At 62.1% G+C, this 22,078-nt stretch carries 22 protein-coding genes and 2 tRNA genes; 8 read left to right on the forward strand and 16 right to left on the reverse strand.

From position 1 onward, the window contains the following. Positions 1 to 6: 6 nt before the first annotated feature. From AC04SF_RS27365 to AC04SF_RS27400, 8 genes are all read right to left on the reverse strand, one after another. Positions 7 to 951, reverse strand: a complete 945-nt coding sequence (locus tag AC04SF_RS27365; protein WP_488480314.1) for a carbohydrate ABC transporter permease — start codon at positions 949 to 951, stop codon at positions 7 to 9. Further along, positions 948 to 1,898 (reverse strand): carbohydrate ABC transporter permease, encoded by a 951-nt coding sequence (locus tag AC04SF_RS27370; RefSeq protein WP_095199413.1) that lies wholly within the window; start codon positions 1,896 to 1,898, stop codon positions 948 to 950. The genes AC04SF_RS27365 and AC04SF_RS27370 overlap by 4 nt, the downstream gene beginning before the upstream one ends. 152 nt (positions 1,899 to 2,050) lie before the next feature. Continuing rightward, entirely contained in the window at positions 2,051 to 3,304 is a 1,254-nt protein-coding gene (locus AC04SF_RS27375; RefSeq protein WP_091577884.1) for an ABC transporter substrate-binding protein, read from the reverse strand. A gap of 58 nt (positions 3,305 to 3,362) precedes the next feature. After that, positions 3,363 to 4,874 (reverse strand): aldehyde dehydrogenase family protein, encoded by a 1,512-nt coding sequence (locus AC04SF_RS27380; protein ID WP_488480315.1) that lies wholly within the window; start codon positions 4,872 to 4,874, stop codon positions 3,363 to 3,365. 14 nt (positions 4,875 to 4,888) lie between these two features. Beyond that, entirely contained in the window at positions 4,889 to 5,665 is a 777-nt protein-coding gene (locus AC04SF_RS27385; protein WP_488480316.1) for an enoyl-CoA hydratase/isomerase family protein, read from the reverse strand. Beyond that, entirely contained in the window at positions 5,658 to 7,259 is a 1,602-nt protein-coding gene (locus AC04SF_RS27390) for an acyl CoA:acetate/3-ketoacid CoA transferase (RefSeq protein WP_488480317.1), read from the reverse strand. Before AC04SF_RS27390 ends, AC04SF_RS27385 begins: the two co-directional genes overlap by 8 nt. After that, positions 7,256 to 8,272 carry a Gfo/Idh/MocA family protein gene (locus AC04SF_RS27395; protein ID WP_488480467.1) on the reverse strand — a complete coding sequence of 339 codons (1,017 nt, stop codon included), beginning with the start codon at positions 8,270 to 8,272 and terminating at the stop codon, positions 7,256 to 7,258. The genes AC04SF_RS27390 and AC04SF_RS27395 overlap by 4 nt, the downstream gene beginning before the upstream one ends. 5 nt (positions 8,273 to 8,277) lie before the next feature. Further along, positions 8,278 to 9,336 carry a LacI family DNA-binding transcriptional regulator gene (locus tag AC04SF_RS27400; RefSeq protein WP_488480318.1) on the reverse strand — a complete coding sequence of 353 codons (1,059 nt, stop codon included), beginning with the start codon at positions 9,334 to 9,336 and terminating at the stop codon, positions 8,278 to 8,280. 241 nt (positions 9,337 to 9,577) lie between these two features. Here AC04SF_RS27400 and AC04SF_RS27405 point away from each other — a divergent pair, with 241 nt between their 5' ends. From AC04SF_RS27405 to AC04SF_RS27415, 3 genes are all read left to right on the forward strand, one after another. Then, positions 9,578 to 10,732, forward strand: a complete 1,155-nt coding sequence (locus tag AC04SF_RS27405; RefSeq protein WP_488480319.1) for a dihydrodipicolinate synthase family protein — start codon at positions 9,578 to 9,580, stop codon at positions 10,730 to 10,732. Positions 10,733 to 11,082: 350 nt separating this feature from the next. Continuing rightward, entirely contained in the window at positions 11,083 to 11,289 is a 207-nt protein-coding gene (locus tag AC04SF_RS27410) for a hypothetical protein (protein ID WP_488480320.1), read from the forward strand. Between the two features lie 632 nt (positions 11,290 to 11,921). Further along, a complete protein-coding gene (locus AC04SF_RS27415; protein WP_488480321.1) occupies positions 11,922 to 12,167 on the forward strand; it encodes an RNA-binding protein in 246 nt (81 codons plus the stop codon). On the opposite strand, the gene AC04SF_RS27420 is transcribed toward AC04SF_RS27415, so the two are convergent. Beyond that, positions 12,145 to 13,188 carry a P63C domain-containing protein gene (locus AC04SF_RS27420; protein ID WP_488480322.1) on the reverse strand — a complete coding sequence of 348 codons (1,044 nt, stop codon included), beginning with the start codon at positions 13,186 to 13,188 and terminating at the stop codon, positions 12,145 to 12,147. The two genes, AC04SF_RS27415 and AC04SF_RS27420, sit on opposite strands and share 23 nt — an antisense overlap. Before the next feature lie 123 nt (positions 13,189 to 13,311). On the opposite strand from AC04SF_RS27420, the gene AC04SF_RS27425 reads away from it, so the two are divergent. Beyond that, positions 13,312 to 14,199, forward strand: coding sequence for an IS1 family transposase (locus AC04SF_RS27425; RefSeq protein WP_488480323.1), 888 nt, complete (start codon positions 13,312 to 13,314; stop codon positions 14,197 to 14,199). A gap of 13 nt (positions 14,200 to 14,212) precedes the next feature. After that, positions 14,213 to 14,293 (forward strand) — tRNA-Ala (locus AC04SF_RS27430). 214 nt (positions 14,294 to 14,507) lie between these two features. Here the strand turns inward: AC04SF_RS27430 and AC04SF_RS27435 are convergent. Beyond that, a tRNA-Val gene (locus AC04SF_RS27435) sits at positions 14,508 to 14,582 on the reverse strand. Between the two features lie 105 nt (positions 14,583 to 14,687). Beyond that, positions 14,688 to 15,050 carry a cell cycle two-component system response regulator CpdR gene (gene cpdR / locus AC04SF_RS27440; protein ID WP_010911372.1) on the reverse strand — a complete coding sequence of 121 codons (363 nt, stop codon included), beginning with the start codon at positions 15,048 to 15,050 and terminating at the stop codon, positions 14,688 to 14,690. A 163-nt stretch (positions 15,051 to 15,213) separates the two neighbouring features. Between cpdR and AC04SF_RS27445 the strand changes: the two genes are divergently transcribed. Further along, a complete protein-coding gene (locus AC04SF_RS27445) occupies positions 15,214 to 16,155 on the forward strand; it encodes an N-formylglutamate amidohydrolase (RefSeq protein ID WP_488480324.1) in 942 nt (313 codons plus the stop codon). Positions 16,156 to 16,524: 369 nt separating this feature from the next. Then, on the forward strand, positions 16,525 to 17,298 hold the full coding sequence (gene hisN, locus AC04SF_RS27450) for a histidinol-phosphatase (RefSeq protein ID WP_488480325.1): 774 nt from the start codon (positions 16,525 to 16,527) through the stop codon (positions 17,296 to 17,298). A 30-nt stretch (positions 17,299 to 17,328) separates the two neighbouring features. On the opposite strand, the gene AC04SF_RS27455 is transcribed toward hisN, so the two are convergent. The 4 genes from AC04SF_RS27455 to AC04SF_RS27470 all read right to left on the reverse strand — a co-directional run bounded on the left by AC04SF_RS27455 (position 17,329) and on the right by AC04SF_RS27470 (position 19,812). Continuing rightward, the gene (locus AC04SF_RS27455) at positions 17,329 to 18,159 is read right to left on the reverse strand and encodes a helix-turn-helix transcriptional regulator (RefSeq protein WP_488480326.1); all 831 of its coding nucleotides are present in this window, start codon (positions 18,157 to 18,159) and stop codon (positions 17,329 to 17,331) included. A 105-nt stretch (positions 18,160 to 18,264) separates the two neighbouring features. Next, on the reverse strand, positions 18,265 to 18,510 hold the full coding sequence (locus tag AC04SF_RS27460) for a DUF1127 domain-containing protein (protein WP_096449955.1): 246 nt from the start codon (positions 18,508 to 18,510) through the stop codon (positions 18,265 to 18,267). A gap of 3 nt (positions 18,511 to 18,513) precedes the next feature. Further along, a complete protein-coding gene (locus AC04SF_RS27465) occupies positions 18,514 to 18,669 on the reverse strand; it encodes a hypothetical protein (RefSeq protein WP_164987199.1) in 156 nt (51 codons plus the stop codon). Positions 18,670 to 18,834: 165 nt separating this feature from the next. Continuing rightward, on the reverse strand, positions 18,835 to 19,812 hold the full coding sequence (locus AC04SF_RS27470; RefSeq protein WP_488480327.1) for an alpha/beta fold hydrolase: 978 nt from the start codon (positions 19,810 to 19,812) through the stop codon (positions 18,835 to 18,837). A 480-nt stretch (positions 19,813 to 20,292) separates the two neighbouring features. On the opposite strand from AC04SF_RS27470, the gene AC04SF_RS27475 reads away from it, so the two are divergent. Further along, positions 20,293 to 20,760 carry an Hsp20 family protein gene (locus AC04SF_RS27475; protein WP_096449952.1) on the forward strand — a complete coding sequence of 156 codons (468 nt, stop codon included), beginning with the start codon at positions 20,293 to 20,295 and terminating at the stop codon, positions 20,758 to 20,760. 80 nt (positions 20,761 to 20,840) lie between these two features. Here AC04SF_RS27475 and AC04SF_RS27480 read toward each other — a convergent pair whose 3' ends face one another. Continuing rightward, positions 20,841 to 21,893: a threonine aldolase family protein gene (locus tag AC04SF_RS27480; RefSeq protein WP_202352779.1), complete on the reverse strand. Its 1,053-nt coding sequence runs from the start codon at positions 21,891 to 21,893 to the stop codon at positions 20,841 to 20,843. Between the last annotated feature and the right edge of the window lie 185 nt (positions 21,894 to 22,078).

A 22,078-nucleotide genomic window follows, 5' to 3' on the forward strand; every position in this document is an offset into this window, starting at 1 on the left:
AATTGGTCAGCCCTTGACCGCGCCCGCCATCAGCCCGCGCACGAAATAGCGGCCGGCGACGACATAGACGATCAGGGTGGGCAGGGCCGCGATCATCGCGGCCGCCATGTTGACGTTGTATTCGACGACGCCGGTCGAGGTGTTGACGACATTGTTCAGCGCTACCGTCATCGGCATCGCGTCGCCGGTGCCGGCATAGGCGGAGGCGAACAGGAAGTCGTTCCAGATGTTGGTGAACTGGTAGATGACGGTGACGACGAAGATCGGCATCGAGTTCGGCAGCATGATGCGGCGGAAGATCTGGAAGAAAGAGGCGCCATCGACCTGGGCGGCCTTGATCAATTCGGTCGGGAAGGCCTCGTAATAGTTGCGGAAGAACAGCGTGGTGAAGCCGATGCCGTAGACGACGTGGACGAAGACGAGATTGACCGTCGAATTGCCGAGGCCGAAGCTCGTGCCGACCGAATTCTGCAGCGTCACGCCGAAGCGACCGACGCTGCCGAGGATGGTTGCCATCGGCAGCAGCACCGATTGGAACGGGATGAAGCAGGCGAACAGCATCAGCCCGAAGACCAGGGTTGCGCCGCGAAAGCGCCATTTGGTCAGCACGTAGCCGTTGAGAGCGCCGAGCATGGTCGAGATCAGCACGGCCGGAACCACCATCTTGATGGAGTTCCAGAAATAACCCTTGATGCCGGCGCAGGTGAGGCCGACGCAGGTCTCGCCCCAGGCCTTCAGCCACGGGTCGAAGGTCGGCGCCTTGGGCAATGCCAGCATGTTGCCGTTCTGGATCTCGTCCATAGTCTTGAACGAGGTGACCAGCATGACGAAGAGCGGCATCAGGTAGAACAGCGCAAACAGCGCCAAAAGCCCATAGATGACGATGCGGTTGATGGTCTTGGTGCTCACGCCGCCAGAGGCCTGGCGGGCAGGGGTGGCGACAGCGCTCATCGCGGCTTCTCCCGCAGTTCCGAATAGAGATAGGGCACGATGATGGCGACGATGGTCATCAGCATGATCACCGCACTGGCCGAGCCGACGGCCATCTCGTTGCGCTTGAACGTGTACTCATACATGAAGTTGGACGGCAGCCAGGCCGAGCCGCCGGGGCCGCCTGATGTCAGCGCCACCACAAGGTCATAGGACTTGATGGCGAGGTGCGCGAGCACGATGAAGGCAGACAGGAAGATTGGCCGCAGCAGCGGAATGACGATGCGGCGGTAGAGCTGGAAGGTGGTGGCGCCATCGATCTGCGCCGCCTTCATGATCTCGCCGTCAATGCCGCGCAGGCCGGCCAGGAACATCGCCATGATAAAGCCGGAGGCCTGCCAGACGCCGGCGATGACCACCGTGTAGATGACGAAATCCTTGTTCTTGATCCAGTCGAAATGGAAGCTCGTCCAGCCCCATTGATGCAGTGTCTGCTCAAGGCCGAGGCCGGGATCGAGGAACCATTTCCAGGCGACGCCGGTGACGATGAAGGACAGCGCCATCGGGTAGAGGTAGATCGGCCGCAGCACGCCTTCGCCCCGGATCTTCTGGTCGAGCAGGATGGCCAGGAACAGGCCGAGCGCCAGGCAGATCAGGATGTAGAGAAAGCCGAAAATGCCCATATTGGTGATCGACGTGTACCAGCTCGATGGCGGGTCGGTGTCGAAGGTCCAGCCCCACAGCCGCTGATAGGCGCGCGAGCCGGTGATGACATAGGACGGGAAGGTCTTGGAATTGGTGAAGGACAGATAGATCGTCCATAGAATGAAGCCGTAGACGAAGACGATGGTGATGGCGAAGCTCGGTGCCAGCACGATCTTCGGCAAGGCGTCCTGCAGGCGCGAGCGCACAGAGGGGCGCGACCGCTCCGGCGTCAGCTTGATCTGGCTTGTTGCTACCGTGCTCATGAGCTCCTCCCGCTTCGGGTCGTCCGTGCTCTGCCGTCAGGCAGCAAGGCGGCCCGTGCATACGGGTCTTTGGTCGGCATGGTGTCGAGCCGGCCAATCGTGGGGTGAAACCTTCCCCGCCGAAGCGGGGAAGGTGTCTTCAGGTGTTGCGCTTACTTGGCGTCGTCGATCGCCTTGACCAGTTCGGTCACAGCCTCGTCCGAGGTCTTGATCTGACCATGGACGAACTTCGAAACGACGTCCTTGTAGGCATTGGCGACCGCCGGAGGCGCGCCATAGCCCTGGGCCAGCGAGCCGAACAGCGTGCCGCCGTCATTGGCTGCCTTCAGGTCGGCGATGCCCTTCTTGCCGCAAGCGTCGAAGTCGGTGTCCGGAACGTCGGTACGGGCCGGAACCGAACCCTTGACGACGTTGAAGGCCGACTGGAAGCTCTTCGACAGTGTGGCGGTGGCCAGCGCGACCTGGGCGGCCTTGCGGTCGTCCGGAACGTTGAACATGCCGAACATGTCGGAGTTGTAGATCACGGAGCCGTCGGTGCCCGGGAAGCGATAGCACAGGAAGTCCGTGCCCGGGGTCTTCTTGGCGGCATGGAACTCGCCCTTGGCCCAGTCACCCATGACCTGCACCAGGGCATCGCCCTTGATGACCATGGCGGTGGCAAGGTTCCAGTCGCGGCCCGAGAAGTTCGGGTCGACATAGGTGACGAGCTTGGCCAAATTGTCGAACGACTTCTTCATCGTGTCGGATTTAAGCGAAGCGTCGTCGAGGTCGTTGAAGGCCTTCTTGTAGAACTCAGGTCCGCCGGTCGACAGCACGACCGAGTCGAACATGGTGGCTTCCTGCCAGTTCTGGCCGCCGAGAGCGAGCGGGATCACGCCCGCCGCCTTGGCCTTGTCGAGCAGGGCAATGAAGTCGTCGAAGGTCTTCGGCTCGGTGCCGCCGATCTTGTCCATGACGGCCTTGTTGATCCACAGCCAGTTAACCGAGTGGACGTTGACCGGAGCGGCAACCCACTTGCCTTCATAGACCGAGAACTTCTGCAGGGCCGCCGGAACCGACTTGTCCCAGCCTTCCTTCTTCGCCGTTTCGGTCAGGTCGCCCATGACGCCGGCCGCGGCATAGTCGAGCACGGTGTAGCCGAGCATCTGCGAGGCGGTCGGATAGTTGCCGGCCGCGACCATCGCCTTCAGCGCGGTCATGGCAGCGTCGCCGCCACCGCCGGCCACCGGCACGTCCTTCCAGGCATAGCCTTCCTTGGCCAGATCGCCCTTCAGCACGTTGAGAGCAGCCGCTTCGCCGCCCGACGTCCACCAATGCAACATCTGCACTTCCTTGACGTCCGCGGCATGCGCCGAGAACGCAAAGCTCGTCGCAAGAGCCGTTCCGATAAGCAATTTGCGCAACATGTACTTCCTCCCTTGTTGCATTACACGACCGGTGGAAGCCCACCGGGTTCTTCCAAACTCAGCCGACCCACCATCCGGTGCGCTGGCCGCGATGAAACTGGATTGTCTTTTCCTCGGTATAATCCTCGACGGCGCGTTTGCCGAGTTCGCGTCCGAGACCGGACTGCTTGTAGCCTCCGAAAGGCAGCTCGGGATAACCTTCCATGAATGTGTTCACCCAAACCGTCCCAGAACGCACCCCACGCGCCACCGACATGCAAGTGTCGATGCTGGCGCTCCACACGCCCGCAGACAGACCATAGGGCGTGTTGTTGGCGATGTGCAACGCCTTTTCAATCGTTTCAAAAGTCAGCACGGAGAGCACCGGTCCGAACACTTCCTCACGCGCAATCGCCATGTTCTCAGTGACGTCGCGTAAGATGGTCGGGTCGAGATATTGGCCGGCATTGGAGGCCAGCTGCTTGCCGCCGCTATAGACGTTGCTGCCTTGGCCTGCCGCTGCCGCAACGTAATCCGTTACCTTGGCCAGATGGTCGGACGAGATCATCGCGCCGACCTTGGTTCGATCATCCAGTGGATCTCCCACCGTTACTCTCGACGTAAGTGCCTTCACAGCGGCAAGAAAATCGTCGGCGATCGCCTCGTGCACGATCAGCCGGCTGCCGGCATTGCAGCATTCGCCGGCATTGAAGAAGCCGCCGAACACCGCCGCGTCGGCGGCGGCCTCGAGGTCGGCATCCGGGAAGACGATCTGGCCGTTCTTGCCGCCGAGTTCCATCGAGACCTTCTTCAGCGACTGGGCGGCGGACGCCATGGTCATCTTGCCGACGCGGGTGGAGCCGGTGAAGGAAACCATCTCAACCAGGGGATGGCTGACCATCGGGGCGCCGACATCGGCACCAAGACCGGCGAGAATGTTGACGACGCCGGCGGGCAGGCCGGCCTCGATCAGGATGTCGCCGAGCACGAAGGTCGAGGCCGAGGTCATTTCGCTGGGCTTGACCACCGCCGTGCAGCCGGCGGCGAGCGCGAAAGGCAGTTTCTGGCTGACGATGAGGAACGGGAAATTCCATGGTGTGATGATCGAGACGACGCCGATCGGTTCGCGCACGACAACGCCCAGCATGGCGTCGCCGAGATTGGCGTAGCTCTCGCCATGCAGTGTGCGGGCGAGCGAGGCGGCATAGCGCCAGATGTCGACGGCGCCGCCGATCTCGCCGCGCGCCTGGGCGATCGGCTTGCCGGATTCCAGCGCGTCGAGCCGGGCGATGTCTTCGAGCCGCGCCTCGATCAGGTCGGCCGCCTTGAAGAGGATCGCGGCGCGTTCGGCGGCCTTCATGCGCGGCCAGGGGCCGGTCTCGAACGCTTTGTGGGCGGCCTGCACGGCCGCTTCCACCTCGGCCTCGCCGGCCTGCGCATAATGCGAAACGGTGAAGCCATGGCCGGGGCTTTTGCGCTCCAGCGTGCGGCCGTCGCGGGCATCGACATGCTTGCCGTCGATCAGCAGCCGATAGGCTTTCGGCGCGGCTGACGCCTCGGCGGGCATGGCGATGTTGAGAGGTGCGTTCATCAGGACTGTTTTCTCTAGCTTCTTGAAAATGCGGGCTTCTGCTTGGTCTTGAAGGCGCTCACGCCAGCCTTGAGGTCGCCGGTGAGCGCGATGAAGCCGCTGGCCAGCGCTTCGGTCGCGGCGGCACTTTCCTCGCCTTCGGCCACCGCGATCATCAGCTTGGCGGCTTCCGTTGCCAGCGGACCGCGTTCGGCGATCTTTTCGGCCCAGCTTCTGGCTTCGGCCAAGCCACCGCCGGTCTCAGCCACCCGGTCGACCACGCCCAGGGCCAGCGCTTCGGGAGCGAGAAGCATCTCGCCACCCACCGCCATGCGCCGCACGGTTTGCGCGCCAAAACGGCGCACCGCGCGCTGCGTGCCGGACCAGCCGGGCACGACGCCAATCGAGGTTTCGGGGAAGCCCATTTTTACATGCGCCTCGGCGACGCGAAAATCGCAGGCGGCCGCCAGTTCCAGCCCGCCGCCCAGCGCATGGCCGGACAGAACGGCGATCGTCGGTTGCCGCAACCGCGCCAGCCGGTCGAAGACACGATGGCCGTAGCGCACCCATTGCACCTGGAAATCGGCGGCGCTCATCGCGCCCCAGGCCTCGACATCGCCGCCGGCACAAAAGCCCTTGCCCTCGCCGCGGATCAGTACGACGCGGACGCCTTCGGCGAATTCCGCTTCGTCGAGCGCGGCTTCGAGAGCGCGCAGCATCGGGATGTCGAGCGCGTTGAACTTTTCCGGCCGGTGCAAGGTGACGATGCCGATGGCGCCATCCCTTTCGAAGGTGACGAGGCGCTCAGCCATGCGCGCCTCCGAGCGAGGCGCCGCCATTGAGCGACAGGCCGATCGGCCGGTCCTGGTAGAGTGCTGCCGGCGTCACCTTCAGGTCGTTGGCGACACCGAGCGGCATCTCGGCCTGCGCCAGCACATCGCGCTCGAGGTCGATGCCCGGCGCCAGTTCCGTCACCATCAGCCCATCAGGCGTCAGCTTCATGACGCAGCGCTCGGTGACATAGGTGATGTCTTGCCCCTGCGCGACCGCGCGCTTGCCGGAGAAGGAGATGTGCTCGACCTCGTTGACCACCTTCTTGACCTTGCCCTCCTGGTCGATGCGGATGCCGCCATCGGCCAGCGACAGCTTGGCGCCGGCATTGAAGAAGCCGGAGAAGACGATTTTCTTTGCCCGCGCGGTGATGTCGACAAAGCCGCCGGCGCCGGCGGTGACATGCGGCCGCGCCGACAGTTTCGAGACGTTGACGGAGCCGTGGCGGTCGATCTGCAGGAAGGACAGCAGCGAGGCGTCGAAACCACCGGCCTGGAAATAGATGAATTGGTGCGGCGAGGGCATGAAGGCGTCGGCGTTCGACGAGCAGCCGAACTTGAAGTCGAGCAGCGGCACGCCACCGACCGCGCCTTGTTCGATCACCCAGGTGACCTTGCCGTGCTGGCCTTCTTCCAGAAGGATGCGCGGCACATTGGCCGAGATGCCGAAGCCGATGTTGACGGCCATGCCGTCGCGCAGTTCCATGGCAACGCGGCGCGCGATGACCTTCTGCACGTTCATCTCGGCATTGCGGAAGGTCGACAACGGCCGGAAAATCTCGCCCGAGATGGCCGGATCGTAAGGCGTCAGCGTCGTCTGCAACTGATCGGGAGCAACGACGATGTGATCGACCAGCACGCCCGGCACGCGCACATCATGCGGTTTCAGCGTGCCGTTTTCGACGACGCGCTTGACCTGCGCGATGACCACGCCGCCATTGTTGCGGGCGGCGAGAGCCTGTTCGAGGCCGCCGAGATAGGCGCCCTCATGCTCATAGGTGAGGTTACCGCGCTCGTCAGCGGTGGTGGCGCGGATGATCGAGATGTTTGGCACGATCGAGCGGAAATAGAGCCATTCCTCGCCGTCGAACTGCTGCACCGAGACGATTGGTTCGCTGGCGGCGGCGTTCATGGCGCAGCCCTGATGGCGCGGATCGGCAAACGTGTCGAGACCGACCTTGGTCAGCACGCCCGGTCGCTTGGCGGCGGCCTCGCGATGCATGTCGAACAGGATTCCGGACGGCACATTGTAAGCGGCGACCGAATTGTCGCCGATCATCTTCCAGATCTGCGGCGGTTCGGACGAGGAGGGACCGGACGGATAGGAGCCGCACAGCGTGCGCTTCAGCAGGCCGGGCTTCGCCAAATGGTCGATGCCCTTGATGCCATACATGTCGCCGGCGGCGATCGGGTGCAGCGTGGTGATGTTCTTCGGATGACCTTCCGTATCGAAGCGTTCACCGATGGCGGCCAGCACCGCGTCCGGGCAGCCAAGGCCGCTCGATGAGGACACGGAAACGACCACGCCATCCCTGATCAGGCTGGCTGCCTGTGCTGCGGAAACGACCTTGCTCAATTCATGCTCCCGAGTTTCGGGTCTATCTTGACGGCCTTGCCGGAACTGGCCGATTGAAGCGCCGCCTCGGCTGAGGCCAACGACCAGATGCCATCCTCTCCGGTGGCGGCAGGCTGGCCGACACCATGGATCGCGGCATGGAACTGACGCACGGATCTGACGTAGAGATCCTCGCGGTCGAAGCTCAATTGCTCTTCACCGCCGGCCGTGCGCAACAGCACCGAGCCGTCCGGCTTCTGGGTCATCACATTGCTGGCGATCAGCGAGCCTTCCGAACCATGCACTTCGAAGCCGGTGCCGGCGAATTTGGTGGTGAAGCCCTCATGCGACTGGGCGATAAGGCCCGATTTGAAGCGCCAGATGCACATGGCACCGTCTTCCAACCCACCGCCGGCCATGCCGGCGGCCTGCGTGAAGGCCGAGACCTCGACCGGGTCGTCGCCAAGCACGAAGCGCAGCGTGTCGGCATCGTGCACGGTGATGTCGAGCACGACGCCGCCGCCTGCTTCGGGCTTGGTGATGCGCCAGCCCTGCAGATTCTCCGGCAGATAGACGGAATGGAAGACGCGCGCGGCGATCGGCTTGCCGATGCGCCCCGCTGCGATCGCCTCACGCATGGCGCGATGGGCGCCGGCATTGCGCAGATGATGGTTGGTGCCGAGCACGATGCCGGCGGTCTTGGCCGAACTGACCATCCTGCGTGCATCGGCGCTGGTCAGCGCCAGGGGCTTCTCGCACAGCACATGCTTGCCTGCCTTGATCGCCGCGAGCGCCTGCTCGAGATGCAGTTCGTTGGTGGTCGAGATGTAGACGGCGTCGATATCCTCGCCAAGGAGCTCGTCAAGCGTCGAGACCGCAAGCGGAATGTTGTTTTCCACGGCATATGCCTGGGCCCGCTCCGGGCTGGAACTCATCACCGCCGCGATCTTGCCATCGGCCTGCGCGCGGACGGCATTGATCATGAATTGCCTGGCGATCGTGCTGGCGCCAATCAGCCCCCATTTGACACTCAGGACACTCACGCGGCGCCTCCCGCTCCGGCAGGCCTGTTTCGCGTGCGGCGATCCGGACCGCAGCTTTCCCTGACCACGAGATTGACCGCTCCGATGTGGTCTTCGGCCCGCGTGGTGCGCGACTGGATCATCTTCAGCATGACATGGGCGGCGCGTTCGCCGAGTCCCGCGGAGTCCACGGCGACGCTGGTCAAAGCCGGCATATAGTGCTCGGCCTCGGCGACGTCGTCGAAACCGACGATGGCGAAATCCGCACCAGGCTCAAGCCCACGCTTGCGCAACGCCAGCATGGCGCCGAAGGCGACTGCGTCGTTGAAGCAGAGGGCAGCGGTCGGCGGTTCAGCCATCGCCAGAGCCGTTTCGAGACACGCGATACCACCTCTGCGACTGGTCTCCCCCTCAACGACAAGCGCGTCGCGCGCGGCGATGCCTTGCGTCTCGCAGGCCTCGCGAAATCCGCCAAGGCGCTCGTGATAGACAACCAGATCGGGCGAGCCGCCGAAGAAGACGAGCCGGCGATGTCCCTTGCCGATCAGATGGGCGGTGGCGAGATAGGCGCCGCGATGATTGTCGGGCGCAATCACCGGGATGCGGCTTTCCGGCAAGCGGCGCATGGCGAAGACCACCGGCACACCCGCCATCTCCAGCCGCCGGAAAGCGCCTGGCGTGGTGCCGCGCGCCGGCGACACGATGAGCCCGGCGACGCCTTGCTCCATCAGCGACTTCAGCACCTCTTCCTGGCGCACCGGATTCTCCGCGGTGTTGCCGATGAAAGGCACGATGCCGGCCGACTGGAAGACACGCTCCATGCCGACCGCCAGTTCGGCGAAGAAGGGATTGGTGAGATCGTTGATGACCATGCCGATGACGTTGGAATGGGCCTTGCGCAGGTTGGCGGCGCCGCGGTTGTAGACGTAGCCGACATCCTCGATCGCCTTGCGCACCTTGACCGCGGTCTCAGGCCGAATCAGCCCGCTGCCCTGGAGCACGAGCGATACCGTCGATTTGGACACGCCCGCCTCGCGGGCAATGTCGAATATCGTCGCCTTGGCCCGGCTGGCCATCCCGATGCATCCTCCCGGTTTTCTCGATCAAATTTATTGGAACGTTCTAATCTCGGCCCTATGGAGGAGTCAATCAGGATTTTTTCCTCCAACCGAAAAGGCGATCATACGTGGTCCAACGGTATGTCGACCAAGGATTTTTGTGCTGCATTGCAGCAATCGTCTCCGGGCCAATTCGAATCTTAAAGGTTCTTGATTTATTGGAACGTTCCATTTATAGGCGCTGCGAAGGGAGAGATCCATGGACATTGCCTTGCCAGGTGAGGGTGGCCGCAGCACCCGTTACACGCTTGTCGGACAACCGGTGCAGCCGGTGACCGGCGCGCGGTTTTCGCGCATCGCCTATGCCGCCGCGCATGTCGTCGCCGATCCCCTCGAAATGACCGATCCGTGGTCGCGGCCCGTTGTCGACTGGGACAGGACGATGGCGTTCCGCCACCATTTGTGGCGGCTCGGCTTCCGCATCGCCGAGGCGATGGACACGTCGCAGCGCGGCATGGGCTTCGACTGGGCAAATGCAAAAGAATTGATCCACCGGTCGATCGCCGAGTCCCGCGCCGTCGATGGCGCCGATCTCGCCTCGGGTGCCGGAACCGACCATCTGGCACCGGCGGCGGCCAGGACGCTGCACGATGTGATCGCCGCCTATGAGGAGCAGTTCGCTTTCATCGAAGGACAGGGCGGCAAGGCGATCATGATGGCCAGCCGCGGGCTGGCGGCTGTCGCGAGGGGGCCGGACGACTATGCCGCCGTCTATGACCGCATCTTAAGCCAGGCCTCCGGCAAGGTCATCCTGCACTGGTTGGGCGACATGTTCGACCCGGCCTTGAAAGGCTATTGGGGCAGCGGCGATTTCGAGACCGCGCTCGATACGGTGGTCGCCATCATCGAACGCCACGCAAACAAGGTCGAAGGCATAAAGATATCGCTGCTCGATGCCGGCAAGGAGGTCGCGCTGCGCAACCGGCTGCCTGATGGCGTCGTGATGTTCACCGGCGACGACTTTAACTATCCTGAACTGATCGCCGGCGACGGCACAAGGCATTCGCACGCGCTGCTTGGCATTTTCGACGCCATCGCGCCGGTCGCCAACGCCGCTCTGGCAAGGCTCGCCGCGGGCGATCGGGTCGGCTATGACGCGCTGATGGCGCCGACGGTGCCGCTGTCGCGAAAAATCTTCGAGGCACCGACCGAATATTACAAGGCCGGCATCGTCTTCATGGCCTGGCTGAACGGCCACCAGGACCATTTCGCCATGGTCGGCGGCATGCAGTCGGCGCGCGGCATCCGCCACTATGCCGAAATCTTTCAGCTTGCCGACCAGGCAGGCCTGCTGGCTGACCCCGACCTTGCGATATCGCGGATGAGGAGCCTGTGTTCCGTGGCAGGCGTCTGAGCCTAACGAAATTGGGTTGAAGAATCTCTGTGAGGGGATTTGCGGTAAGCTCGGGTCGTCCTGATCCAACGCCGGATGCATTGACGACATCTATGGCGATCCGCATGAACGCAACGCTTGTTTCTCCCTGCAATCCGGCGAGCTCACGGACGCCCCCTGATCCGGAGATGCAGGAGACGCAGCCCTACGAGATCTACATTCTCGGCGCCCAGAGCCACGCCCCTGGCTCGCTGCGGCCTGGCGTGTATCATTTTAATACAATCCCCAATTGGTAGACTCGCGCGAAACACTGGCAGTTAATCCTCCCGTCCGGCCAAAAGGAGGGAAAGGCCGCGGACCGGGAGGAAACGATGTCTGTGCAAAAAAAAGACTATCGAACGAACAAAGCCGACTATGTGATTGCTGCGACATATGGCCGGATGGCCGCAGATGATAGTGACCGCGATGAACTGCTGGCAAATGAGAAGTTGTTGCGGCTAAGAGATTGGCGATTCGCCAAATTGGTCGCACACCCGGCGGAAAGCTCGCCAGGACGGAAAGCCAGACCGCGCGGTTAGCGCCGGCCACTCGGTTTAGCGAGTTGAACGCATGGAAAAGCCCCGCTGACCGGGAGTCAAGCGGGGCTTTCTGGACAGGCTTTTGGGTTGTCCAACGATCCGAGAGGATCGGCTTCAATGTGGAGTCGTCTTCGATCCAGCGCATCGGCCGAATAGATGAAAGGGCTTGTCGGCTTGCGCATGGAGTCGGTATCGCGTCAGTCCGGTCGGCGCGGAACTGGCAACCATTAGCGGGTGACTTGATCCGGTCAATACGAGGCGGCGATCGGTAGTGTCTCAGTTTGAATAAGGCAGCCATCGACACGCCGCTCGCCCTTCCCGTACCGCGTATGGTATGCTTAGCGCCATGCAGAAGTCGCCGCGAGAAAAACCAATTGAACCGATCATCACGCGCGACGCTTCAGGCGCTTGGCGCAGGGATGGGAAGATAGTGCATTGGTACGGTGTGCATCTCAGGCGGTGCTTGGATGACGGCACCAATGAGACACTCGAATCCTGGACCTTGTGCGGGACCGACGAGGCCGAGACGAGAGGTTCTGCCATTCAAATCCTAGAAGGGCGCAGGTCCATTATCGGAGCCGATAGTTTAGCAATGGAAGAGCGCGGTGGCGGTCTTGTTTGGGAGTATCCAGATGCCAACCGGACCTAAAGGCCAGAAGCGCCCCGCCGATGTGATCGGCAATGCCGTCCGCGTCATGCGCATTGCTACAGGCGAGGAAGACGACACGGTGATTGACGACGGCAAAGATCCCGCCGCGAAAGCGCTTGGTGCGAAGGGCGGAAAGAAGCGCGCCGAGAACATGACGCCAGAGCGGCGCGCCGAGATCGCTAAGAAGGCGGCGGAAAAGCGTTGGTCTACTTCCCGCCGGGGGGACTAGGCAGACGGTAAACCCCCGTGTTGAACGGCAGTTGCATCGTGTCGTTGAAGCGCGGGTAATACTCGTCAAGCTTGATCTTAAAATCGTCCCAAGTCGTGCTCATGCGCATAAGCAGGATCACGCCTTCCAAAAGGCGCTTCATCTCTGGTCGACCGTTTTCCGGCGTAAGGTAGCGGTTCAACTGTTGCGTTGGCCTTCCCTTGGCATTCCTCCTGACCCGCTCGTGAAGTGCTTGACGTACTCCCGGCGCTAGCCGGTCGTAAATGTCGTTTGTCCACTTGCCGATGACACTCGGTTTGGCGGTCGTCTCTGGATTGAACTCCCAGCCATTCAGTCGGAAAATGTGTCGGTAGAAGTCGAGTTCGAAAATGCGAACCCACTGCTGCGCATCTTTCTCGACGTACTTGTCGATGATCTTGTCGATTGCGCGCCGCTTGCGCATATCCTCGAAGCCGGTAGCGATGTCGACAAGATCATCAATGGCGTGATTGGTGAGGGCCTTAAGGAAGAACCGGCACGCCTCACCGATATGCTTCTGACTAGGCAGAAGCTTCCCCGCAACCAACGCGTCTTGGTAGACCCAGCACACATTGGGAAGGACTTTTGCCCGATAGCCAAAAGCGCGGCCCTGATAACCTGGCCCTCGCAGGGGCACAAATTCCACCGGAGTTGTCGACACTACTAAGTCATTGGAAATAAACTCTTTTAGGTTTGCGGCCCTCAGAAAAGCTGGCAACCCGTCGACGCTAGCTCCTTCGCCGCCTTTTGCCTTACCTGCGCGGCCAACTGCGTTAAGGAAACCCTCTTGGGTGAGAACCCTCGTGTTTTCCTTGTCATCCAAAACCGCGCACGCGATTTTCAACTCTCCGATAATGATCACGCCTTCAGCAATCGCCTTGGGCAGGTCCTTGTCGTGGCGGGCTAACGCCGCCCGCCGTGCTATTGCGCTCCGTTCTTCAGCGGTGAGGCTATTTGTGCGCGCAATCGCCGCCGCGACTTTCTTGGGGTCTTTTTCGTCCATTATCCACCTTGCTTGCACGAATCGATGCGCAAGCATGTGCATGCACGGTATTTTATGCAAGCAGGTGGCCGAAGGATACGTTCTATGCTTGACACTAAGCATAAAAGTTCACATATTAGGGGCATGAACAAGCTGCCCCTCCAAACCCGCATCCAAATCCTCACGATGCTCTGCGAGGGTAGCTCAATGCGGTCGATCTCCCGCGTTGCCGACGTGTCGATCAACACGGTTTCGAAACTGCTTGTCGATGCCGGTAAGTTCTGTGCCGATCTGCACGACCGCGAAGTCCGCAACGTGGCTTCCAAGCGCGTCCAGTGCGATGAAATTTGGTCGTTTGTCGGCGCGAAGGCCAAGAACGTTTCCAGCATGAAGAACCATGTCGAGGGCGCTGGCGACGTGTGGACTTGGACTGCTCTGGACAGCGACAGCAAGCTTATCATTTCCTGGCTGGTCGGCGGTCGCGATGGCGAATATGCGCTGGCCTTTATGGATGACGTGAAGGACCGTCTTGCCAATCGCGTCCAGCTTACGACAGATGGCCACCGCGCCTATCTCAATGCTGTCGAGGAAGCCTTTGGAGCGGATATCGATTACGCGATGCTCATCAAGCAGTATGGCGAGCCGGAAGGTAAGAAGACCTCACCAGAGCGCCGCTATAGCCCCGCCGTCTGCACTGGCGCGACCAAGACGCGGATTGAGGGCAATCCCGATCCGGTGCATGTCAGCACGTCGCATATCGAGCGCGCCAATCTCACGATGCGCATGGCAAACCGCCGCTTCACGCGCCTTACCAATGCGTTCTCAAAGAAGTTCGAAAACCATGTCCACATGGTCGCCATTTACACGGTTTGGTACAACTTCATCAAAATGCACAAGACGCTGAAGATGACACCGGCAATGGCCGCTGGCGTTTCTCAGACGCTTTGGTCGATGGATGACCTTTGCGAAAAGATGGATGCGGTTGCGCCTAAGCCGGGCAAGCGCGGGCCTTACAAAAAGAGTGCGGCCTGATATGTTGAGCCAGCCAGGCGTTAGGCCGAATGGTAAGGCCATGGTAGCCCCATGTCTTTGATTAGACCTGCGGGTTCGACTCCCGTCGCCTGGCAGGCCGCCCTCCACAAGCGGCCTTTTTCATGTGAGAATTTCAAACTGAGACACTACCCGGCGATCACATCCCACTTTCTGCGCTACGGTGCGACGTGGGATGATCTTCAACGGCGTCGGTATCTGGAGGCGGCCGGCGCGTCCGATGCGTCGGCAAAAACCGCCCGGGCTTTATGCCAAACGGTAGAAGCTATATCGGCATTTCTTTAAAAGGATGGTGGGCGTGACAGGGATTGAACCTGTGACCCCTGCAATGTCAATGCAGTGCTCTCCCGCTGAGCTACACGCCCATCCGAAGCCGCGCATACACCATTTTTGGTCCGGCGCGTCAATAGCGAGAAAAAGGAAAGAAGGCGTCGTCTCGCCGCAGCGGCGATGCCTCAGCGGAAGGCGGTTCAGGCCGCGTGCAGCATCTTCTCGACCTCGTTGACGAGATCGCGCAGATGGAAGGGCTTCGACAGTACCTTGGCGTCCTTCGGCGCCTTGGAATCCGGGTTCAGCGCAACGGCGGCGAAACCGGTGATGAACATGACCTTGAGGTCGGGATCGATCTCCGTGGCGCGCCGCGCCAGTTCGATGCCGTCCATCTCCGGCATGACGATGTCGGTCAACAGCAGCGAGAACGGCTCTTCGCGAAGCCGCTCATAGGCGCTCGCGCCATTGTCGAAATCGCTGACCTGGTAGCCGGCGCGTTCCAGCGCCTTGACGAGGAAACGACGCATATCGTCGTCGTCTTCCGCCAGAAGAATGCGTGCCATGATATCCCGTCCGAATCACCCGCCCGAGACTGCCGTCGGGCAGGCCCGTTAACCATCCTGTATATGAGGAGGTGACGGTAAACATCAAGTGAACGCGACGAAGCAATATCCGCATTCGGCAAGGCGACGCGAATAGCGAAATGCTGGACATGCGGCCAGCAAGGTGGCACTTTCACACCATGATGCATCGGTGTTTTCGGGTTCGTGCAAATTGAAGACGGCAGCCGAGGATTTTGCGGTCGTTCAACCCTTCGAAATCCGATCGGGCGCCGAGCAGCGCGTCCCATTCCTGTTCAACTCACCGCATAGCGGCCGCTACTATCCGGAACGCTTCCTCGCCATGGCGAGGCTCGACCGCAACGCCATCCGCCGCTCGGAGGATTGCTACGTCGATGAATTGTTCGGCGGTGCCGTGGCGCTCGGCGCGCCGATGCTGGCGGCGAATTTCCCGCGCGCCTATCTCGACGTCAACCGCGAGCCGTGGGAACTCGATCCGCGCATGTTCGCCGAGCCGGTGCCGTCCTTCTGCAACATCCGCTCGGCGCGGGTGGCGGGCGGACTTGGCACGGTGCCCAAGCTGGTGGGCGAGGGGCTCGACATCTATTCCGGCCGCCTGCCGCTGGCCGAAGCCGTTGCCCGCATCGAGGCCGTCTACAAGCCCTATCACGAAACACTGAAGCGGCTTTTGACCAGGACGCACGCCCGTTTCGGCTTTGCCGTGCTGATCGATTGCCATTCGATGCCGGCAAGCATCCGTGTCGGCGACAGCGGCCTGCGGCCGGACTTCATCATCGGCGACCGTTTCGGCATTTCCGCCACCGCTGCCCTGACCGAGACGGCGATCGGCCTGCTGACCGCCATGGGCTATACCGTCGCCCACAACAAGCCCTATGCCGGCGGCTTCATCACCGAGCACTACGGCCGCCCGGCGCGCCATCTGCATGCGCTGCAGATCGAGGTCAATCGCGGGCTCTACATGAATGAACGGACCTTCGAGAAGGTCGCCGGCTTCGATGCGCTGGCCGATGATCTGACGCGATTCTCGGCGGAACTGATGGCAATGCCCGACCATCACTTCATCGACCTGCCGCTGGCGGCCGAGTGAAATCGCGGCTTGTTTTCATGCATGTCGTTGTCCCAAACCGCTAAACACTTTTGGGCGACATGCATTGGAGCCGCAAGGCGAAAAAAAGACCGCATCGTTTGCACGATACGGTCGAAGTCTAGGGAGGAAACGCCCAAGGAGGGCATGGACAGGAAAACCTGTCCGAGATTGAGGGTATTGTGCGGTGCACAAATGTCAAGCGACCTTCAGGCTTTTTTAAATCAGAGTGATGTGGAAATTGCGTTTCGATGACGTGGATGTGACATTTGGGCAACAGTTGTCGCGACGAATAAATCGATAAACAGGCTTGTTTTGGCGGGAAAGTGTCGGCAGAGCCCGGTTGGGCATTCGGCAATGCGGGAGAATCAGTTGGACATCAGCATCGATTTCATGCGCCGCATCGCGCAAGCGGCAGCGGCCGAGACCTTGCCGCGCTTTCGCGCTCAGGGTGCCGTGGCCAACAAGGAAAAGGGCAGTTTCGACCCGGTCACCGAAGCCGACCGCGAGACCGAGCGCGCCATCCGGGCGCTGATATCGGCGCAGTATCCCGACCATGGCATTCTCGGCGAGGAGCATGGCAGCGAGAACACCTCCAGCCGGCATGTCTGGGTGATCGACCCGATCGACGGCACGCGTGCCTTTATCTCCGGCCTGCCGGTGTGGGGGACGCTGGTCGGGCTGACGGTTGATGGCGACGCGGTCGCCGGCATGATGGCGCAGCCTTTCACCGGCGAACTGTTCTACGCCAACGCCTCGGGCTCGCACTATGAGGGGCCGGGCGGCCCGCGCAAGCTTTCGACCCGCAAGACAACCAGGCTCGATGAGGCGACACTGTTCACCACCACGCCAGCGCTGTACAAGGGCGAGGCGCGCACGCGCTATGACGCGTTCGAAAAGCAAGTCCAGCTCGCCCGCTACGGCGCCGATTGCTATGCCTTCGCCATGATCGCCTCGGGAAGCGTCGACATCGTCGCCGATCCCGGCCTGAAGCCCTATGACATCGTGGCGCTGATCCCCATCATCGAGAAGGCGGGCGGTGTCGTCACCACCTTCGATGGCGGGCCGGCGGAAAAGGGCGGCGATGTGCTGGCGGCGGCGACGCCGGAGCTTCACGCGGCCGCCATGGCTGCCCTGCGCGGCTGATATCTCCGCGCTGTCTTTGAAGCAGTTGCTTCAGCGTGGCTTGATCGAGCGCTGGAACTCCGCCGGCGTGCGTCCGTAGACCTGCTTGAACGACGCACTGAAATGGCTGTGGCTGGAAAAGCCGAGATCCATGCCCAGAGTGGTCAGATTGTCGTAGCGGCCAAGCAGGTCGAGCGCGCGCGCCAGCCGCAGGCGCAGATGGTAGCGATAGAGCGGCATGGCCTCGACCTGCTGGAACATTTGCGTCAGGTAGACAGGCGAGACGCCGACCTCTGCGGCAATCTCGGCCAGCGTCCAGCGCCGCGACAGGTCCGACGCCAGCACGAGCTTGGCGCGGTCGACCAGCTTTTGCCGGCCGGGGCTGGCGCCCGCGACATGCGAGGTGCGCTCGCCGAGCGAGCGCCGCACCAGCGTCAGGACAAGCGTCTCGGCCTCCAGCGTTTCGGCGACATTGCGGCTCAGGCTGTGGCGCAGCAGTGCCACCAAGGCCTGCGCGCGGGGATCGACACGCCGGCGCTGGCGGCGAAACGCCAGGACGCCGCCAGAACGCAACTGCTCCTTCGGCGCCAGTTCCCGCAATTGGCCTTCCTCGACGACGAGGTCGAGGCAGGCATCGCCGCCCTCAATGGGATGGCTGACCTGGTAGCCCTCGGCCTCGTTGAAGAACAGCAACTGATTGGCTTCCGCCACGGCGTCATTGCGGCCGACATGGCGTACGAAGACGCCGCGATAGGGAAACACCAGATGCGTGGTTGCAGTGCATTCCTCTTCGCTCCTGTGCCGGCATTCGCCGCTGCAGACGACGTCCCGCACCTTGACGACGCCGGTGTCCAGAAGGAGCTGCACCCTGAATTGCGACATGGCCGTTGCGTTTTCCCTCGCGTCGGAATGATTCCGGAATTGCGATGGGCACTCTATGCAAACGGCCTGCCCAATCCTGTCAGGAGACTTCTCGAAGGACGTCCCTCAATCCCACGAGCGGCGCCTGAATTCCGAATAGGCCTGGCCGCGTGACAGACCGATGTCCTTGAGCTGTTCGTCGGTCATTTCCAGCAAGGCGAGCCGGCTTCGGCGCTTCTCCATCTGGCGGGTGAGCCATCTCGCCACCGCGATGCATTGGGCGTGCAAGGCTTGCAGGCTGGTTTGGGTGCGGGCTGGCGGCGCCGGAACCTGTCCAGCCAGGCGTTGTGCCGCTGCATGATCGGTACGCATGGCTCAATCCTCGCTCACGCCTGCCGCCGAGGCGCCGGCCTCGTTCAGCGCCGTCGCGCATTCCTCGCAGCAGACCTCGACGGTCTTGCCGCCGACCTTGACGCGGATCGGATTGGCATCCAGCTGGCAATCGCAGGCGGCGCAGGTTTTCTCGGTCATGATCTCGTCTCCATGGCGTTCAATTCGACGCATTGAGATGAGCATTTCGGGGCGGGGTGGGCTGTCAGAATCTTTAGCGGTTTGCCTGCCGCGAGGAGCGGCTGGCCGATCATCCTGACAACGGTGTGTCAGCTATGCCGGCCCGCGATGGGACTGCGGCGCCGGTCAGGCCGTCGGGTCGTCCGAGCCGGGGATGAAGGCATCGAAGGCAGCGAGCAATTGTTCGCGGTAGAGGTCGACCTCCTGCAGGATTTCATGCTTGGAGCCGTCGATCATCAGCAGCGAACCGAGTCTCAGGCTTCTGGCGTAGGCCTCGACCGCCCTGGTCGAGACGACCTGGTCGGCGCCAGCGGCGATGATGAGCAGCGGCACCTGTATCCGAGCCATGAAGTCGGGGTCGCTGACCGCTTCCGACGCCTTCGCCGCCGCCTGCAGCCAGCGGATGGTCGGCCCGCCAAGCGCCATTTGCGGATACTCTTCGTAGATGCGTGTGTTGCGGCGATAGCGCTGCGGATCCGACGTCACCTTGTTGGCTTCGAAAGGCAGCGTGTGTCTGGGCCGTGGACCCCAGGCGGCATAGAGCCGGCCCAGCCCCAAAGCGCAGAAGACCGAACAGACGCGGCGGACTGTCCTGATCGAGACCGGCAGGTCCGGCAGGGTCAGGAATGGCGCGATCAGCACCATGCGGCGCACGCGGTTCACCATCGATGGCGCGGCAAGAAGCGCGATCACCGCCCCGGCTGAATGGGCAAGGATGTAATACGGTCCGCGGCAATCGGGCAGCACGATCTCCTCGAAGAACTGCTCGAGGTCAGCGGTGTAGTCGCGGAAGGAGCGGACATAGCCGCGTTGGCGGTCGCGGATCAACCGGTCGGAATCGCCCTGGCCGCGCCAGTCGAGCGTGGCGACGCCAAAGCCGCGGGCGGCAAGGTCGCGGATGGTTTCGAAATATTTCTCGATGCACTCGTTGCGGCCGGACAGCAGCACCACGGTGCCCCGCATCGGACGTGTCGCCGCCGCGAACAGGCCATAGCGGATCTTCTTGCGGTCGCGCGTGATGAAAAAGCCGCCGGTGGCGTTTTCCGGTCGCGGATTGCCCTCGGTTTCGTGGAAAAGCGGCGTGTCGTGGAGAAGGTCCGTCATGCGGCGCTTTGTGCTCGGCGTCTTCGGGTGCCAGCCTGTCGCGGCTGGCCTCGTCAAGGTGATAGACGCCAACGCATCAAAAGCAAAGCAAATCCGGCTTATGCCGGGACCGTAACGGGGAAGGCCGGAAGCCGCTCGAAGGCGTGCTTCCGGCCCCTGTCGATCCGGGAGGAAGGGACGTTAACACCCGGTTCGGCCTCGTTGCGGCGCCTCTGCAAAATCCAGCGCCGCCAATCCTTGATCTTGGGGTCACTCTAGCGGCAGCCGTCTGAACGCGCGCCGAAGGTCCGGTTCATCTGCCGTTCATCAAGGGCAGGGCGCTTCGCTTTTTGCCGTACGGCGAAATCTTGAAATGCATTCAGGCGCTCCCCAAATGTGGAATGCGGTCGCCAATGTTGGGGCCGCTGGTCCTGCCGAAACGCCGCTTACGGGTTTCGCACCGGCCATACGCAAACCATGTTGCTCAAAGGAGAACACCTCATGCGTCACGTTGATTTTTCCCCGCTCTATCGCTCGACCGTCGGCTTCGACCGTCTCTTCACCATGCTGGATTCGCTGGCGCAGCCTGATGGCGCGCAGACCTATCCGCCCTACAATATCGAGCGCACTGGTGAGGATTCCTACCGGATTTCGATGGCGGTCGCCGGCTTTTCGGACGAGGAAATCTCGATCGAAGCCCACCGCAACGTGCTGACCGTGAAGGGTGAGCGCAAGGACGAGGGCACCGGCGAAGGCTCCGAGCTGCTGTATCGCGGCATTGCCTCCAGGGCCTTCGAGCGCCGCTTCCAGCTTGCCGACCACGTTGAAGTCGTCGGCGCCGCGCTGAAGAACGGCCTGCTCTTCGTCGACCTCAAGCGCAACATTCCCGAGGAGTTGAAGCCGCGCAAGATCGCGATCACCTCGGCTCCGGCCAAGGCCAAGCAGATCGAGGCCAAGAACGCTGCGTAATGTAGCCTAGGAATGGAAGCGTCTCCTCCCGAGACGAAAGCGGCGCCGAAAGGCGCCGCTTTTTGTTGTTCGGGGACCGACTATCCGGCGATCAGCTGGCCGAAGCGGTCGACTTCCTCGGCTGACGTCGCGAAGCTGGTGACGAAGCGGTAAAGCAGTTCGTCCTCGCCGATATGGCCGTCAAAGCCGTGCGGCTTGTGCCAGTCGTAGAAGGCAGCGCCCGCCGCCTGCAGCCTCTCGGCTTCCGTCTTCTTGATCACGGCGAACACTTCGTTGGCCTGCGGCAGCCAGGCCAGCTTCGCGTGCGCCGAATCCTCGATCGCCGCCGCGAGGCGGGCGGCCATGGCGTTGGCGTGGCGCGCGGTGTCGAGCCACTGACCGTCCTTGAAATAGGCTTCGAACTGCGCCGCGACAAAGCGCGACTTGGAAAACAGCTGGGCGGCACGCTTGCGCAGAAAGGTCAATTCCTTGGCGCGGTCGAGATCGAACAGCACGATCGCCTCGGCGCACCAGCAGCCATTCTTGGTGCCGCCGAAGGACAGGATGTCGACACCGCGTTTCCAGGTCATTTCGGCCGGTGTCGTGTCGAGCGCCGCCAGCGCATTGGCAAAGCGGGCGCCATCCATGTGCAGCGGCACGGAATGCTGTTTGGCGATGGCCGAAATCGTCTCGATCTCTTTCAGGCCGTAGATGGTGCCGACCTCGGTCGACTGGGTGATCGAGACCGCCATCGGCCGTCCCCAGTGGACGATTTCGGGCGCGAAGCGGCCGATGGCCCGTTCCAGATTGTGCGGGTCGATCTTGCCCAGGGCACCGTCGACGGCATGCAAGCGCGCGCCGCCGGAAAAATATTCAGGCGCACCGCACTCGTCTTCGATGACATGCGATTCGCGGTGGGCAAAGGAGATGCCGCCGGGCTTGTTGAAGGTGGTCAATGACAGCGCGTTGGCGGCGGTGCCGGTCGCCACGAAGAAGACCGCGACCTCGCGTTCGAAAATCTCACTGAAGCGCCGGTAAACCGCCTGGTCGAGTGCGCTGTCGCCATAGGCGGTGGCAAAGCCGCCGGCCGCGGCCGACAGGCCGGCAACGATATTGGGATGGGCGCCTGCCCAATTGTCGGAAGCGAAGAACATGCATCTGCCTATGTCTTGGGGAAGTCGGGGTTTTGGGGAAATCGGCGCGGAGTTGACCGGTTTCACGCCCCAACCGCAAGGGGCCAGATGCCGGAAAACCGTTGAAGCCAATCAACTCAGCGCTAAGGGATCGGCGACTGAAGCTTACGTTTTCCCTCAACTTCGCGTAATTTTATGTCGCGGAA

It is taken from the genome of Mesorhizobium sp. CNPSo 4671, from assembly GCF_057784245.1.

Coding starts and splice junctions, on each gene's coding strand:
- AC04SF_RS27365 (WP_488480314.1), bottom strand. CDS start 951: ATGAGCGCTGTCGCCACCCCTGCCCGCCAGGCCTCTGGCGGCGTGAGC.
- AC04SF_RS27370 (WP_095199413.1), bottom strand. CDS start 1,898: ATGAGCACGGTAGCAACAAGCCAGATCAAGCTGACGCCGGAGCGGTCG.
- AC04SF_RS27375 (WP_091577884.1), bottom strand. CDS start 3,304: ATGTTGCGCAAATTGCTTATCGGAACGGCTCTTGCGACGAGCTTTGCG.
- AC04SF_RS27380 (WP_488480315.1), bottom strand. CDS start 4,874: ATGAACGCACCTCTCAACATCGCCATGCCCGCCGAGGCGTCAGCCGCG.
- AC04SF_RS27385 (WP_488480316.1), bottom strand. CDS start 5,665: ATGGCTGAGCGCCTCGTCACCTTCGAAAGGGATGGCGCCATCGGCATC.
- AC04SF_RS27400 (WP_488480318.1), bottom strand. CDS start 9,336: ATGGCCAGCCGGGCCAAGGCGACGATATTCGACATTGCCCGCGAGGCG.
- AC04SF_RS27405 (WP_488480319.1), top strand. CDS start 9,578: ATGGACATTGCCTTGCCAGGTGAGGGTGGCCGCAGCACCCGTTACACG.
- AC04SF_RS27410 (WP_488480320.1), top strand. CDS start 11,083: ATGTCTGTGCAAAAAAAAGACTATCGAACGAACAAAGCCGACTATGTG.
- AC04SF_RS27415 (WP_488480321.1), top strand. CDS start 11,922: ATGCCAACCGGACCTAAAGGCCAGAAGCGCCCCGCCGATGTGATCGGC.
- AC04SF_RS27420 (WP_488480322.1), bottom strand. CDS start 13,188: ATGGACGAAAAAGACCCCAAGAAAGTCGCGGCGGCGATTGCGCGCACA.
- AC04SF_RS27425 (WP_488480323.1), top strand. CDS start 13,312: ATGAACAAGCTGCCCCTCCAAACCCGCATCCAAATCCTCACGATGCTC.
- cpdR (WP_010911372.1), bottom strand. CDS start 15,050: ATGGCACGCATTCTTCTGGCGGAAGACGACGACGATATGCGTCGTTTC.
- AC04SF_RS27455 (WP_488480326.1), bottom strand. CDS start 18,159: ATGTCGCAATTCAGGGTGCAGCTCCTTCTGGACACCGGCGTCGTCAAG.
- AC04SF_RS27460 (WP_096449955.1), bottom strand. CDS start 18,510: ATGCGTACCGATCATGCAGCGGCACAACGCCTGGCTGGACAGGTTCCG.
- AC04SF_RS27465 (WP_164987199.1), bottom strand. CDS start 18,669: ATGACCGAGAAAACCTGCGCCGCCTGCGATTGCCAGCTGGATGCCAAT.
- AC04SF_RS27470 (WP_488480327.1), bottom strand. CDS start 19,812: ATGACGGACCTTCTCCACGACACGCCGCTTTTCCACGAAACCGAGGGC.
- AC04SF_RS27475 (WP_096449952.1), top strand. CDS start 20,293: ATGCGTCACGTTGATTTTTCCCCGCTCTATCGCTCGACCGTCGGCTTC.
- AC04SF_RS27480 (WP_202352779.1), bottom strand. CDS start 21,893: ATGTTCTTCGCTTCCGACAATTGGGCAGGCGCCCATCCCAATATCGTT.